Raw genomic sequence first — 14941 nt, 5'->3', positions numbered from 1 at the left:
ATGGCGGTGTATCAGTCAGCCTATTTGAAGCTGACCCACCGCTATCGGGGGCAAGCCCCCTCCCACCTTTGATTGCATTTCAATCCTTGGGAATCAATGCCCGGAAGCTTCCGGCCCGGCCTTCGCGCCAAACGGCGGCTTGGCCAGCCACACCAGCAGCATCAAGCCGGCGAAGATCCACCCCATCAACGTGAAGTAATCCACGGTGGACATCATGTATGCCTGGCTGGTGAGAATCTGATCCAGCTGGGAATACGCCTTCTGCCCTGCCCCACCCAGCGCCTGCAAGGCATCGCGCGTGGCCGAGTCGTAGGTGGTCATGTTCTCGCTCATGTAGGCATGGTGCTGGTCGGCTCGGCGGATCCAGATCCAGGTGGTGAGCGACGCCGCAAAGCTGCCGCCCAGGGTCCGCAGGAAGGTGGCCAGGCCGGCGCCGTCGGCAATCTGCTGCGGCGGCAGGTCGGACATGAGGATGCTCAAGGTCGGCATGAAGAACAGCGCCACGCCGATGCCCATGAACATCTGCACCAGGGCGATGTGGGTGAAGTCCACTTCGTTAGTGAAACCGGCGCGCATGAAGCAACTTAACCCCATCGCCAGGAACGACAACCCCGCCAGCAGGCGCAGGTCGAACTTGTGCGCGTATTTACCCACGAATGGCGACATCAGCACCGGCAGAATACCGATCGGCGCCACCGCCAGCCCGGCCCAGGTGGCGGTGTAGCCCATCTGGGTCTGCAGCCACTGCGGCAGGATCAGGTTGATGCCGAAGAAACCCGCATAGCCGCCGATCAACACGATGGTGCCGATGCGAAAGTTGCGGTAGGCAAACAGGCGCAGATTGACCACCGGGTGCTTGTCGGTCATTTCCCAGATCACGAACACCGCCAGGGCAATCACCGAAATCGCCGCGCCGATGAGGATGAAATTGGATTCGAACCAGTCCAGGTCATTGCCCTTGTCGAGGATGATCTGCAAAGCGCCGACGCCGACGATCAGGCTCAACAAACCCACGTAATCCATCGGCTGATAGCTGGTGACTACCGGGCGTTTCTTCAACTGCGCACGCACCACCATCGCCGCAAAAATGCCGATGGGGACGTTGATAAAGAAGATCCACGGCCAGCTGTAACTGTCGGTGATCCAGCCACCAAGAATAGGGCCGGCAATCGGCGCCACCACCGTGACCATCGCCAGCAACGCCAGGGCCATGCCGCGCCTGGCGGGCGGATACACGGCGATCAGCAAGGTTTGGGTCATTGGGTACAACGGCCCGGCGACCAGGCCTTGCAGCACCCGAAAGCCGATCAGCTCGGGCATCGAGGTGGAGATACCACACAGGAACGAGGCCAGCACAAACAGGATGGTCGCCCACAAAAACAGCTTCACCTCACCAAAGCGCCGACTCAGCCAGCCGGTGAGCGGCAAGGCAATGGCGTTGCTCACCGCAAACGAGGTGATCACCCAGGTGCCCTGCTCCGAACTCACGCCCAGGTTGCCGGAGATGGTCGGCAACGCCACGTTGGCGATGGTGGTGTCGAGCACCTGCATAAAGGTCGCCAGCGACAGGCCAATGGTGGCCATCAACAGGCTGGGTGGCGTGAACGCGGCGTTATTGCTCATCAGCGTTGCACAGCCTTGGGAGCGGCGACGCTGTTGTCATGGATCAACTGGGTGATCATGGCATCGGCCTCGGCCAATTGGCGGTCATACACGTTGGTGGTGAACGAAGCTTTTTGCGGCGGCTGTTGCGCCAGTACCGGGCCGCTCTGGTCGTGCAGGTTCACATTGACCACTGTGCTCAAGCCCACCCGCAGCGGGTGCTTGGCCAATTCTTCGGCATTGATGTGGATGCGCACCGGTACACGCTGCACGATCTTGATCCAGTTACCGGTGGCGTTCTGCGCAGGCAACAGGGCAAACGCACTGCCGGTACCGGCACCGAGGCTGTCGACGGTGCCGCTGAACTTCACGTCGCTGCCGTAGATGTCCGACTCGATGTCCACCGGCTGGCCGATACGCATCTCGCGCAGTTGGGTTTCCTTGAAGTTGGCATCAATCCACAGCTGGTTCAGCGGGATCACCGCCATCAGCGCGGTGCCCGGCTGCACGCGCTGGCCCAGTTGCACGGTGCGCTTGGCCACGTAGCCGGTCACCGGTGCGATCAGGGTGCTGCGGGCATTGGTCAGGTAGGCCTGGCGCAGTTGCGCGGCGGCGGCCTGCACATCGGGGTGAGACGAAATCACTGTGTCATCCACCAGGGCGTTGCTGGTCTTGAGTTGCTGCTCAAGGTTGGTCAGCGCGTTCTTCGCCGCGGTCAGGCTGTCACGGGCGTGGGACAGCTCTTCCTGGGAAATCGCCCCGCCCTGGGCCAGGGTTTTACGACGGTTGTAATTGTCCTGGGCGGTTTGCACGTCGGCTTTCTGTGCATTGACCTGAGCTTTCATGCCGTCGACGTTGCTGTACAAACCACGCACCTGGCGCACGGTGCGCGCCAGGTTGGCCTGGGCGCTTTGCAGACCGACCGCGGCATCGTTGGGGTCGAAATTGACCAGCACCTGGCCTTCATGGACCAGGTCGCCATCGTCGCACCGATGCTGACCACGGTGCCGGTGACCAGTGGGGTGATTTCCACCACGTTGCCGTTTACATAGGCATCGTCGGTGCTTTCGTTGAAGCGCCCGTAAAACTCATACCACCCCCATACGCCGACGGCGCCGAGAATGACGATCAGCGCCAGACCGATCAGCATGACTTTGCGTTTGCGCGGGTTGTTGTCTTTCGGTTGTTCAGTTGCGGTGGTGTTTTCGGCGGTGGCCATGACAAATACCTCGAATTATTCGGTGCGTGTGGCTGGGGTGGTCGACGCCACGTTGTCGGCGTTGAAGCCGCCGCCCAGGGCCTGCATCAATTGGATCGACAGCGTGATCTGCCCGGCATTCAGGCTCGCCAGCTGACGCTGGGCCTGCAGCAGTTGCTGCTCGATGCTGAGCACGTCCAGGTAGCTACCGATTCCGGAGCCATAGCGCTGAACCACGGTGTCGTAGGACTGCTGGGCAATATCGGTCGCGTGTTGCTGGGCCTGGATCTGCCGGCCGGTTTCGCGCAGTTGCGACAGGGTGTCGCCGATGTCGCCCAGGGCTTGCACCAGGGTTTTGTTGTACTGCGCCACGGCCAGGTCGTAGTCCGCGTCGCGGGCATCGAGGTCGGCGCGCAGGCGACCGCCGTCGAAGATCGGCAGCGAAACAGTCGGTGCGATATTGAAGAAACGACTAGCCGAGCCAAACATCGCATCCCCCAGCAACGACTCGGCCCCGGCGCTCGCGCTCAAGTTGAGGTTGGGGTAGAAGCGTGTCTTGCTGGCGGCGATGTCCTTGCTCGCGGCCTCGACTCGCCAGCGCGCGGCGATCAGGTCCGGACGACGACCCAGCAGTTCGGCGGGCAGCACCGAAGGCACGGCGACGGCGGCAGGTTTCAACACGTTGGGGCGCGCCAGTTCATCGCCGCGATCCGGACCTTTGCCGAGCAACACCGCCAAGGCAATCCTGGCGCTCTGCAGTTGTTTTTCCGCGTCGATCAGTTGCGACTGCGAGCTGGCTTCCAGGCTCTCGGTCTGCTGGTACTGGTAGTGGCTGTCGATGCCTGAATCCAGGCGGCGCTTGCTCAAGTCGAGCATTTGCCGGGTGCGCTTGAGGTCATCGGCGGCCAGGTCACGCACGATGTGCGCCTGTCCCAGGTCGCTGTAGGCCTTGGCCACGTCGGCGGCGAGGGTCAGGCGCGCGGCCTGTTGGTCGACTTCGGCGGCGCGCGCCTGGCCCAGCGCGGCTTCCCAGGTGGCGCGCTGGCCGCCCCAGAGGTCGAAGGTGTAATTGAAGCTGGCGCTGATATTACGCACGGTGGAATAGGCATCGCCCTCGCCTCGCGGGTCCTGGTCACGGGCCAGGCGCGAACGGCTGACACCGGCGCTGGCGTCCAGCGTCGGCATGCGCGCGGCGTTCGCGGCATAGGCAGCCGCCTGGGCCTGATGGGCACGGGCGTCGGCCACTTGCATATCGGGGCTGTTTTGCAGGGCTTCGCGGATCAAGCCGTCGAGTTGGGGGTCGCCGAGGCTTTTCCACCAATCGGCTGCCGGCCAGGCGGCGGGCGACAAGGCCACGCCACTCAGCGACTTGCCGGTCTGCAGCGTGTTGGCGTCGAGGCGCTGGCCCTGGGTGTCAAGGCCGCTGTAGTTGGCGCAACCGGCCAGGCTCATGGCCGCGAGCACCAGGCAAAGGGCACGTGTATTCATTTATTACCTACCCGCTGGATAGTGATGGGGTCACCGGCAGCTATCAGAATTTTCTTGAGGATCCGCTCCAGGGATTCCAGCTCGCCCGGCTCCAGTGCGCCGGCCAACTGGTTCAACGCCTGGGCGCCGATGAACGGCAGCAGGTCCGCCAGGCGCTGACCGTCAGGGGTCAACACCAACTGCACTTGGCGACGGTCGAGTTCCGAGCGCTTGCGGCTGAGCAGGTCTTTTTGCTCCAGCCGGTCGAGCATGCGCGTCATCGAACCGCTGTCCAGCGACAGGTGGCGGCACAGCTCCGCCGGGGTGTCGACACCGAACTGCGCCATGATGATCAACACCTTGAACTGCGCGGCGGTGATGCCGTGGGGTTCCATATGGGTGTCGATGATGCGGTCCTTGAGGATCGCGGCGCGGCCGAGCAATAGGCCGAGGTGGCAGTTGTGGAAATTAGCAGGGGTGAAGTGGGGCATCGGAAGTCACCTTATTACTGCCTAGGCAGTGAATGTATGACGAGATGTTACTGCCTAGGCAGCGAAAGTCAAATGGAATAATTAGGTTGCTTGGTATTTGTTCAGGAAAGAGGTGAAATACGAAACAATGTGGGAGGGCAGTGCCCCTCCCACATTTTTTTACCGCGACAGGATCAAAAATCCCGTTTGTAGAAGATATCCAGCGAGCTGGCCACGCCACTGGCCACTTCCAGGTAGACCTTCTTGCTCAGCAGGTAGCGCAAGGCAATGGTGCTGGCCGGTTCGAACACCCCTACCCCGTAACGCAGGCTGAGCTTCTCGGTGATCTTGCCGCTGGCCACCACCGCAGTGTTGTTGCCACTGCCCTGGGTATCGAGTTCAAAATCCTGGATGCCCAGGTTCTTGGCCAGGTCGGACGTGACTCCGGCGCTGCCCATCAAGCCCAGGCCCAGGGCGGCCTGGGCGAGCACGTTGTTGTCTTCGCCGGTGGTGCTCAGCGGGCGCCCCAATACCAGGTAGGACAGCGCCTGCTCCTGGCTCATGGCCGGTTCCGAGAAGATTTGCGTGGTGGGTTGTTCGGCGCTGCCGCTGAGGCGGATACCGGCCACCACGTCGTCGGTCTTGCGGATGGCTTCGATATCCAGGTACGGCTGGTCCAGGGGCCCGGCGAACAGCAGGCGCGCACGGCGTACGTCGAGTTTCTGACCGTAGGCGCGGTAGCGGCCGTCGTTGAGCCACAACTCGCCACGGGTGTCCAGGTTGTCGCCGATATGCACATGGCCCTGCACCTTGGCGGTGAGGCCGAAGCCTGTGAAGTTGAGCTGGTCGTCGCCCACCGCCACGTCGATATCCATGGCCATGGCCATCGGCGGCTTGCCCTCTTCGGTCTGGCTGCCGATGATCACGGTGTCATCCGAGACCTTGACGGTCGATGGCGGCAGTTCGCGCACGGTGATGTTGCCTCGCGGGATCTGTACCTTGCCGGCAATCGCCAGTTTGTCGTCCTTGAGGGTGATCTTCAGGTCGGGCGCCACTTCCAGCTCGGCGTAAGGCTCCACCGTCACTGGCAAGTACGCGCCTTGCAAGCTCAAGTCCACCGCCAGGGCCTGGCCCCAGTCGATCCGCCCCTTGAGGCTGCCCCGCCCGGCCTTGCCGCTGCGCCAGCCACCGTTGAGCTGGACGCCGTCGCCGGCGATCTGCGCCTGCACGTTCAGGCCTTCGAAACTGACCGGCAGTTCGGGCCCGGAGACTTCGCCGCCGATCAGGTTCACGCTGCCATTAACCTGCGGCGCCAGCAGGCCGCCAGAGATGCGCCCATTGCCGTTGAGTTTGCCGCTGAGGGTTTCCACCATCGGCAGAAAGGGTCGCGCCACGGCAAGGTCGAGGCCGGTGAGGCTGAAATTACCGCTGATCGGCTTGTTCTTCGGCAGCGGGTTGATCTGCGCCTGCAACAGCAACTCACCGAGTTTGCCCCCGCGAAAGTTCAACTGGGCGTCGATGCGTTTGGGGTTGAGGGTGGTTTCCAGCTTGAGCGTGTCATAGGGGAAATCCAGCCACTGGTCCTTGTCCTTGACGCGCAAGGTGCCGCCACCGGCATCCACCGAGACCAGGCCTTTGGGGCCACTGTCGGGCAGGTCCAGTTGCAGATCGGCATTGAGCTTGCCCTGCCAGGCGAAGTCTTTGGGCAAAAACGCCGCCAGGCTGTCGAGGGGGAATTGCTTGAGGTGGTAGCGCAACCGGGGTTCCGGCATCAGCCGTTGGTCTTCGCCGCACAGGCTGGCCGCGCCGGAGACCCAGCAATGGGCGGCAAAGGTCAGCTTGCCGTCGGCCAGGCGCTCGATCTTCGCCGGGGCCTGCAGCTTCCAGTCCTGACCACCGGCTTGTACGTCACCGCTGGCCAGGCGTCCGCGCCAGTTGCCTTTGTCGAGGTTGCCGTCCAGGGCCAAGGCCAGCTTGACCAACGGCCCGGCGAGGTCCAATTGGACTTTTTGATGCTTGATGTCGCCCTGGGCGCTGGCCGTGAGGGTGCCGACCTGGGTGTCGCCGCTCTGGATGCCGCTGCCCTTGAGTTCGATGCTCGCGCGCTGGGCGTTATCCAGGGTGGCGCCGAGGCTGAGGCTTTGCAGGCGGTTGTCGGCGAACGCCAATTGCTGGCCCTTGAGGTCGAGTTTGCCGTGTGGCGCCTTGAGACTGCCCGCCACGTCGAGGCGGCCGTTGACCTGGCCGCGCAATTGCGGCCATAGCTGGGCCAGGCGCGCAAGCTTGATGTCGATCTGCCGGCCAGGCGCTGTTGCAGACTGCCGCTGCCGTTGATGCGGTTATCGCCCAGACGGATGTCCAGGTTGGCGAGGGTCCACTGCTCGCCCGCGCCATCGGCCTTGGCCGCGAGCACGGCGGTTTGGCCGCGCAGGCGGCCCTTGAGGTCGAGGTCGGCGTTGAGCTTGAGCTGTTCATTCTTGAACTCGCCTTTGCTGCGCAGCGGCCCGGCCAGGGTGCCGGGAAGCTCCGCGACCCAGTAGGCCGGGTTCAGCGCCGATAGATCCAGCGCGGTGTCCCAGACGATGCCATCGGCGAACTGCAGGTTCAGGTGCCCTTCGGCCTTGCCCTGACCGGCAGTCAGTTTGAGTTCGGGCAGGAAGATCTGCGTGAGGTCGCCACTGAACGGCGTGACCACATTGAACTTGCCCGCGGGGCCGTCGAGGTCGGCCTTGAGATTGCCCAGGTAGTTGCCGTCTTTATAGGAAATTTCACCCGTGAACGTACGCAACGCAACCTGCGGCTCGTCAATCACCGGATAGAGGCGATGCCACGGGAAGTCGAGCCACTCGATCCTGGCGTCGGCACTGAAGCCTTGTTGCCAATCCAGCTGGGCCGCGAGCTTGAGGCTCTGCTTGTCGCCGGCCGTCAGGTCCAGGCCGGCAATCTGCGCGCCCTTGGCGTCGACCTTGCCTTGCAGCAACAGGTCCACCGGGCCTTTTTCCGCCGGCAGCACGGCCTTGCCGAGCAATTGGTAACCGTTTTTCAGGTCGCCTTTGGCGGTGAGGTCGAGCTGGTTGAGTTGCAGGGTGTCGGGCAACTCGGCGCTGGGCTTGAAGCCATCGGCGGTGATGTGCACGGAGGCCGGGAGGTTTTCCACCAGCGGCTGCAACTCGCCGCTAAGCCTGGCAGGGAAATAGCCGCTGCTGTCGGCGTCGAGCTTGAGGGTCTTGAGCAGGTCGCCATCGACCTTGAGTGCGACTGTCCACGGCGCGCCGCCGGGTGCATAAGGCAGGCTCAGGTTGCCGCTGGCGGTCAGCGGCCACTGGCCAGTGGGCTGCAGCAGGCCGGCCAGGTCCAGCACCAGATCGTCGCGTTGCAGGTGCACCGAATCGATCTGCAGGCCGCGGCGGTCCAATGCGCCGCCAGGTGAAGGCCCTTGAGTTCTTCGCTGCCGTTAAACAGCAGGCTACCGACGCGAATGTCGCCCAACTGGAGGGCAACCGGCAATTTTAGATCCGGCAACGTGATAGGGCCGCCGCTGTCTTCGGTACTCGGTGGAAATTGCAGGCTGACCTGTTCCACATCCAACCGATTGACGCACAGGGTCATGCGCATCAGGCAGGCCGGCGACCAATCGAATGTCGGCGCTTTAAGCTCCACATGGCTGCCGTCTTGCTGCCACAACAGATGATCGGCACGCCACTGGCCTCCCAGATGGCCCTCAAAATTCTCCACGCTCAAGCCCGGCACCTGGCTCAAGGCCCAGCGACTGCCGGCCTGACTACCCAGCACCGTCCACAGCGCCAATAACAATAAAACGAGGACGGCCAGCACGGCGAGCCCCGCTATTTTCAAACCGCGCATCACAGCTCAGGCCCCATGGAAAAGTGCAAACGAACGCCGCCCGGTTCTTCCAGGGCATGGGCCAGGTCGAGGCGGATCGGACCGACCGGCGACACCCAGCGCAGGCCGACACCCACGCCGGTTTTCAGACTGGGCAATTCCAGGTTGTTGAATGAGTTGCCCTGGTCGATAAAGGTCGCGATCCGCCATTTCTCGGCGATGGAATATTGATACTCGGCGCTCAAGGCCACCATGTAGCGCCCACCGACGCGATCCCCACGGTCGTTTTCCGGTGACAGGGTCTGGTACTCGTAGCCGCGCACGCTCTGGTCGCCACCGGCAAAGAAACGCAGCGACGGCGGTACCGACTTGTAGCCATTGGTGGCGCTGCCGCCGACCTGGGCACGCGCCAGGAAGCGGTGGTTGTCCCACAGGGTGGTGAGGCCCTTGACCATGGCCGTGCCGTAAAGCAGGTTGGTGTCCGAACCCAAGCCTTCCTTGGCCACTTTGGTGTCGAATTGCAGACGGTAGCCGTGGTGGGGGTCAATGCGGTTGTCGCTGCGCAGGTAGGAATAGCTGACACCCGGCATCACCAGGTTACTCAGGCCCGAGTCATTGCCCAGGCGATATTCTTCACGCTGGTACTTGAGCGAGATCACCCGGGTCCAGCCGCTGGGTAATTTGCTGTGCCATTCCGGGCCCACGGTGAGCAACTTACTCAAGGTGTCGGTGCCTGCCAGTTCTTCATTCTGGTAGCCGCCGGCGAACCGCAGTTTGTCGGTAAGCGGTGGGTCGAGCGGAATGTCGTACCACAGCCCGACGTTCTGCCGTGGCGCCGACAACTCGGTTTCCCAACCGTAGCTATGGCCCTGAGGGTTGACCCAATGGCGAGTCCAGTTGGCCTTGCCTCGTGGGCCGACGTCGGTGGAAAACCCCAGGCCCAGGCCCATGGTGCGTGGTTTACGGGTTTCCAGGCGCACGGCCACCGGGATCACATCGTTGGCCGACGCAGCTGGCGCGGCATCCACGCGCACGCCTTCGAAAAAACCGCTGGCCTGCAGGTTCTGGTTGAGTTCGGCGATCAGTTCGGAATCGTAGGGCTCGCCGGCCTTGAACGGCACCATGCGCTGCAACAGGTCTTCGTCGAACGGCGTGTCGCCGGCGAAGTTGACCTTGCCCAAGGTGTAGCGCGGGCCGCTGTCATACACCAGTTCGATATCGGCGACGCCCGCCTGCGGGTCCACCGCGAGTTTCTGGCTGGTAAAACGCCCGCTGAAAAAGCCGTAGCGCGAGGCCTGGTTCTGGATCAGCCGCTTGGCCTCTTCGTAGTGGCCGTGGTTGAGCACGGCACCGGCCTTGAGCTCGTCACTGGCGGGCACGCGAAACGCCTTGAGGTTCGCCGCAGGGCCGTCGACCCGAATGGTTACGTCGCGCAAATGCACCGGTTCGCCGGGGTCGATGTTGAGGATCAGGCGCGGGTTCTTGCCGCCCTTCACATCGCTGTCGATGCGTGGCTGATAAAAGCCCAAGGCCTGGGCCGCTTTGCGTGCCTGCTCCTCGGCGCCATGGCTGAACCGCAGCAAGGCTACTTCATCACGATCGCCCACCCCGCCGATGTAGCCTTCGATATTGGCTTTCAACGCGTCGTTCGAGGGCTTGATCCGCACGTCCAATTCGCTTTGCGCCACTACGCCGCAGCTTACGAACAGCAGAACCAAGCCGCTGGTGTATCTTCCTGGAAATTTCATAGGCGCGGATGCTACAGAGCTGAGGGGACTCTTTGAACTGAGAATTGTGTGAATAATTCTGTCTTAAGCTGTCGCAGCCTGTGACGGTTGCGGATTGGGATGAAAAAACACGTGTTCCAGAATAGGCCCTACAGCAACTTCACCGATTTCCTCGTAGCCCTGACGCTTATAGAAGTCCAGATAACGTGAATTCCCCGTATCCAACACCACGCCGGAGGAATGCGGGTCTTCGGCGCACCAGTTGTGCACCGCTTCCAGCAGCTGCTCACCGTAGTGCTTGCCCTGGAATTGCGGGTGGATGCCCAGCAACGGCAACACATGCACCGACTCACCGGGCAGGCATGCCATGACCGCGTGATGGTAGTCCAGATACCGCCGCGTACCGCGCACACCAGTGCTCAGCCACATGCGCAATTGCCAGGCCCAGCTCTCGGTAATCCCCAGCCGTCGTTGCGGCGGAGCGATCAGGGCGATGCCGATCAACCGGTCATTGACGAACAGGCCGATGGCCGGCAGTTTCTGGAAAAAATGCTGCTTGACCAGCTCGCGCACGGTGGCGCGTACCCGCTGTTCATAGCCGGCGCGCTCGGCTTCGAAGATGTAGGCGAACGTCGGCTCATGCCGATAGGCCTGGTACAACAGGGAGCGGGCCTCACGCGAATACCCGCTGTTGAGCAGGCGGATGTCAGCAATGGCAGTCGAAGTGTCAGGCATACGGTGAATCTCCCTGGGCGCCATTCAAACGACGGCGTTCGTATGGGTACGAACCTGTGCAGCGCGAGTCGTTCCCAGACCTTAGCAGCGCAACAGTGCCAGCGCCACGCTGGCCCCCATCCGACTTGTCGGCTAGCATCGCCTTTTTGCCAGGACCGGACCGCCGACCATGAAAATCGTCTCCTTCAATATCAACGGGCTGCGCGCCCGCCCTCATCAGCTGGCGGCGCTGATCGAAAAGCACCAACCGGACGTGATCGGTCTGCAGGAAACCAAGGTCCACGATGACCAGTTCCCCCTGGCCGAAGTACAAGCCCTTGGCTATCACGTGTATTACCACGGCCAAAAAGGCCACTACGGCGTGGCTCTGTTGTCGCGCCAAGAAGCCTTGAGCGTGCACAAAGGCTTTGCCGGCGATGAGGAAGACGCCCAGCGCCGCTTTATCTGGGGCACGTTCGCCGATGAACACGGCAACCCCGTCACGGTCATGAATGGCTACTTCCCGCAGGGCGAAAGCCGCGATCACCCCACCAAGTTCCCGGCCAAGCAGCGTTTCTATGAAAATTTGCAGCAACTGCTGGAAAGCCAGTTCAGCAATGACCAGGCGCTGGTGGTGATGGGCGACGTGAATATTTCCCCGGAAGATTGCGACATTGGCATCGGCGCCGACAACGCCAAGCGCTGGCTGAAAACCGGCAAGTGCAGCTTCCTGCCGGAAGAGCGCGAATGGATGGCCCGCTTGAAAAACTGGGGCCTGGTGGACAGTTTCCGCCATCTCAACCCGGACGTGACCGACCGTTTCAGCTGGTTCGACTACCGCAGCCGTGGGTTTGAAGACGAGCCCAAGCGCGGGCTGCGCATTGACGTGATCATGGCGTCCACGGGCCTGGTGCATCGGGTCAAGGATGCCGGGGTGGATTACGATCTGCGCGGCTTGGAGAAACCATCGGACCATGCGCCGATCTGGCTTGAACTGAGCTGACCCCCTGACCGTGTTGGGGCTGAATGTGGGAGGCCCCTTCCACATTTGATCGCTTGATCGCCAGTCACATTATTGAAACCCAACTGACTTAATCTCGCGGCACTCCCTTTGGCTTGAGAAGGTGCCGGCATGACGCTGCGCGTTCTGTTTCTGTTGTGTTGCGCGTTGTCCCTCCCCGCTGTGGCAACTCCCCTACCCGTCCCCGAACAAGGTCCTGCGCTACGCATCCAGGGTTCCAACACCATCGGCGCTGCACTGGGCCCTGCATTGGTCAAGGGATTGATGGAGCAACAGGGCTTGCACGCGATACACAGTGAATCGGCCGGTGCCAACGAACAGCGCGTGATCGGTACGACTCACCAGGGAAAGTCGGTCACGATCGAAGTGGCAGCGCATGGTTCCAGTACAGGTTTTGCAGCGCTGAAAAATGCCACGGCTGACCTCGCCGCTTCGTCTCGCTCGATCAAGGACAGCGAACTGGTCGACCTCGAACCCCTCGGCGACCTGAAAAGTCCTGAAGCCGAACAGGTGATCGCCATCGACGGCCTGGCCATCATTCTCAACCCCCGCAACCCGCTGAACACGTTGAACACCGAGCAACTGGCGCAGATTTTCAATGGTGAAATCAGCACCTGGGAGGCACTGGGCGGTATCGGCGGGCCCATTGAGGTGTACGCGCGGGACGATCAGTCCGGCACCTACGACACGTTCAAGGAGCTGGTGCTGCGCCTGCGCGGCAAGCCGCTCATCGCTTCGGCCAAACGCTACGAGTCCAGCGAGCAATTGTCCGACGCGGTGAGCCAGAACCCCCAAGGTATCGGTTTTATTGGCCTGCCCTACGTACGAAAGGCCAAGGCCGTGGCGATTGTGGATGGCGACTCGCAGCCGATGTTGCCGCTCAACAGCCTGATCGCCACCGAAGATTACCCGCTGTCCCGCCGCTTGTTTCTCTACCTGCCGCCGTCAAGCCATAACCCATGGGCCAAGGCGCTGGTAGCGTTTGCCCAGAGCGGCAAAGGCCAGGCCATCGTCGCAGCCAACGGCTTCATTGCGCAGCAAGTGCAGGCAATGGCCGTGGAACCGCGCGCATCGATGCCCCAGGACTATCAAGCCATCGCCCGTGACGCCCAGCGCCTGAGCGTGAATTTTCGTTTCGAGGAAGGCAGCGCCAGCCTGGATAACAAGGCGCGCCAGGATCTGCAGCGGGTAGTGGCGTATCTCAAGGGCCACGACAAACTCGACAAACAGGTCACGCTGGTGGGGTTCGGCGATGCCAAGAACGATCCGCAGCGGGCGGCGTTGCTGTCCAAGCTGAGGGCGATGGCGGTACGGCGCGAATTGGTCAAGAACGGCGTGGTGCTGAGGGATATTCGCGGCTTTGGCGCGCAGATGCCGGTGGCGGCGAATACGGCGGATGAGGGGCGGATCAAGAATCGGCGGGTGGAGGTTTGGGTGTATTGAGCCCTGCTGGATCTTCATTGCCTGAACCGGCCTCATCGGGGGCAAGCCCCCTCCCACATTTTGTCCGTGTACACCAATCCAAGTGTGGGAGGGGCTTGCCCCGATTGCAGACGACTCGGTCTTACTGCCCGCCGCGCATCAGCTCTTTGGGCACATACTTGCCGATCTCGAATTTACCAATCGCCGCGCGGTGCACTTCGTCCGGGCCGTCGGCCAGGCGCAGGGTACGTTGCATGGCGTACATGTAGGCCAGCGGGAAATCGTTGGACACGCCGGCACCGCCATGGATCTGAATCGCGCGGTCGATCACTTTCAAGGCTACGTTCGGCGCCACCACCTTGATCTGGGCGATCTCGCTTTTCGCCACTTTGTTACCCACGGTGTCCATCATGTAGGCCGCCTTCAAGGTCAGCAGGCGCGCCATGTCGATTTCCATGCGTGAGTCGGCGATCTTGTCGATATTGCCGCCCAAACGGGCCAACGGCTTGCCGAAGGCGCTGCGGCTGACCGAGCGTTTGCACATCAACTCCAGCGCACGCTCGGCCATGCCGATCGAACGCATGCAATGGTGGATACGGCCTGGGCCAAGACGGCCCTGGGCGATTTCAAAGCCGCGACCTTCGCCGAGCAGGACGTTTTCATACGGCACGCGCACGTTGTCGAACAGCACTTCGGCGTGGCCGTGGGGGGCGTCGTCGTAGCCGAACACCGGCAGCGGCCGTACGATTTTCACCCCGGGGGTGTCCACCGGCACCAGGATCATCGAGTGCTGTTGGTGACGCGGCGCATCCGGATTGCTCAGGCCCATGAAGATCAGGATCTTGCAGCGCGGGTCACAGGCGCCGGAGGTCCACCATTTTTTGCCATTGATCACCCATTCGGCGCCCTGGCGTTCGGCGCGGGCGGCCATGTTGGTGGCGTCCGAGGAGGCCACGTCCGGTTCGGTCATGGCGAACGCCGAACGGATCTCGCCGCGCAGCAGCGGTTCGAGCCAGCGGTGTTTCTGCTCTTCATTGGCGTAGCGCACCAGCACTTCCATGTTGCCGGTGTCGGGGGCCGAGCAGTTGAACGGCTCCGGGCCCAGCAAGGAGCGGCCCATGATTTCCGCCAGCGGTGCGTATTCAAGGTTGGTCAGGCCGGCGCCCAGTTCGGACTCGGGCAGGAACAGGTTCCACAGGCCTTCGGCCTTAGCGCGGGCTTTGAGTTCTTCCATGATGGCGGTGGGCTGCCAGCGGTCGCCTTCGCTGACCTGGCGTTCGAACACCGGCTCGGCGGGATAGACATGAGCGTCCATGAATGCGGTGACGCGTTCACGCAGTTCCTGAACCTTGGGCGAATAGGCGAAATCCATGAGCAGCTCCCTTCTCTGAGAGGTTGTTTAAGTCATGCAATCGATGCTAGAACAGCGTTGATAATTTACCTAGCCTATTCTCGGCGTGTATTAACATTCATCACC

At 62.2% G+C, this 14941-nt stretch carries 8 protein-coding genes and 2 pseudogenes; 2 read left to right on the top strand and 8 right to left on the bottom strand.

From position 1 onward, the window contains the following. Positions 1-93: 93 nt before the first annotated feature. From JWR98_RS00530 to JWR98_RS00500, 7 genes and pseudogenes are all read right to left on the bottom strand, one after another. Positions 94-1623, bottom strand: coding sequence for a DHA2 family efflux MFS transporter permease subunit (locus tag JWR98_RS00530; protein WP_078733744.1), 1530 nt, complete (start codon positions 1621-1623; stop codon positions 94-96). After that, a pseudogene (locus JWR98_RS00525) lies at positions 1623-2821 on the bottom strand (EmrA/EmrK family multidrug efflux transporter periplasmic adaptor subunit). Before JWR98_RS00525 ends, JWR98_RS00530 begins: the two are co-directional and overlap by 1 nt. Positions 2822-2836: 15 nt before the next feature. Next, positions 2837-4288, bottom strand: a complete 1452-nt coding sequence (locus JWR98_RS00520) for an efflux transporter outer membrane subunit (RefSeq protein ID WP_078733746.1) — start codon at positions 4286-4288, stop codon at positions 2837-2839. Further along, positions 4285-4758 (bottom strand): MarR family winged helix-turn-helix transcriptional regulator, encoded by a 474-nt coding sequence (locus JWR98_RS00515; protein ID WP_078733747.1) that lies wholly within the window; start codon positions 4756-4758, stop codon positions 4285-4287. Before JWR98_RS00515 ends, JWR98_RS00520 begins: the two co-directional genes overlap by 4 nt. Before the next feature lie 173 nt (positions 4759-4931). Further along, a pseudogene (locus tag JWR98_RS00510) lies at positions 4932-8604 on the bottom strand (translocation/assembly module TamB domain-containing protein). Further along, positions 8601-10328, bottom strand: a complete 1728-nt coding sequence (locus tag JWR98_RS00505) for an autotransporter assembly complex protein TamA (RefSeq protein ID WP_205489107.1) — start codon at positions 10326-10328, stop codon at positions 8601-8603. The pseudogene JWR98_RS00510 and the gene JWR98_RS00505 overlap by 4 nt, the downstream one beginning before the upstream one ends. 63 nt (positions 10329-10391) lie before the next feature. Then, the gene (locus JWR98_RS00500) at positions 10392-11042 is read right to left on the bottom strand and encodes a GNAT family N-acetyltransferase (protein WP_078733750.1); all 651 of its coding nucleotides are present in this window, start codon (positions 11040-11042) and stop codon (positions 10392-10394) included. A 169-nt stretch (positions 11043-11211) separates the two neighbouring features. Between JWR98_RS00500 and xthA the strand changes: the two genes are divergently transcribed. Together xthA and JWR98_RS00490 are read left to right on the top strand one after the other, a co-directional pair. Then, complete coding sequence (gene xthA / locus JWR98_RS00495; protein WP_205489106.1) at positions 11212-12024, top strand: exodeoxyribonuclease III; 813 nt, start codon at positions 11212-11214, stop codon at positions 12022-12024. 129 nt (positions 12025-12153) lie between these two features. Next, the gene (locus tag JWR98_RS00490; protein ID WP_205489105.1) at positions 12154-13485 is read left to right on the top strand and encodes a substrate-binding domain-containing protein; all 1332 of its coding nucleotides are present in this window, start codon (positions 12154-12156) and stop codon (positions 13483-13485) included. A 121-nt stretch (positions 13486-13606) separates the two neighbouring features. On the opposite strand, the gene JWR98_RS00485 is transcribed toward JWR98_RS00490, so the two are convergent. Beyond that, the gene (locus JWR98_RS00485; RefSeq protein WP_205489104.1) at positions 13607-14836 is read right to left on the bottom strand and encodes an acyl-CoA dehydrogenase; all 1230 of its coding nucleotides are present in this window, start codon (positions 14834-14836) and stop codon (positions 13607-13609) included. Between the last annotated feature and the right edge of the window lie 105 nt (positions 14837-14941).

The sequence above is a fragment of the Pseudomonas lactucae genome, from assembly GCF_016937615.1.
Lineage (GTDB): Bacteria > Pseudomonadota > Gammaproteobacteria > Pseudomonadales > Pseudomonadaceae > Aquipseudomonas > Aquipseudomonas lactucae.
The sequence above is the reverse complement of the archived record's forward strand: the minus strand, read 5'-3'. Positions and strand labels throughout refer to the sequence as shown.

What these genes read in the sequence shown, in the direction of transcription:
- JWR98_RS00530 (WP_078733744.1), bottom strand. Translation starts at nt 1,623, where the DNA reads ATGAGCAATAACGCCGCGTTCACGCCACCCAGCCTGTTGATGGCCACC.
- JWR98_RS00520 (WP_078733746.1), bottom strand. Translation starts at nt 4,288, where the DNA reads ATGAATACACGTGCCCTTTGCCTGGTGCTCGCGGCCATGAGCCTGGCC.
- JWR98_RS00515 (WP_078733747.1), bottom strand. Translation starts at nt 4,758, where the DNA reads ATGCCCCACTTCACCCCTGCTAATTTCCACAACTGCCACCTCGGCCTA.
- JWR98_RS00505 (WP_205489107.1), bottom strand. Translation starts at nt 10,328, where the DNA reads ATGAAATTTCCAGGAAGATACACCAGCGGCTTGGTTCTGCTGTTCGTA.
- JWR98_RS00500 (WP_078733750.1), bottom strand. Translation starts at nt 11,042, where the DNA reads ATGCCTGACACTTCGACTGCCATTGCTGACATCCGCCTGCTCAACAGC.
- xthA (WP_205489106.1), top strand. Translation starts at nt 11,212, where the DNA reads ATGAAAATCGTCTCCTTCAATATCAACGGGCTGCGCGCCCGCCCTCAT.
- JWR98_RS00490 (WP_205489105.1), top strand. Translation starts at nt 12,154, where the DNA reads ATGACGCTGCGCGTTCTGTTTCTGTTGTGTTGCGCGTTGTCCCTCCCC.
- JWR98_RS00485 (WP_205489104.1), bottom strand. Translation starts at nt 14,836, where the DNA reads ATGGATTTCGCCTATTCGCCCAAGGTTCAGGAACTGCGTGAACGCGTC.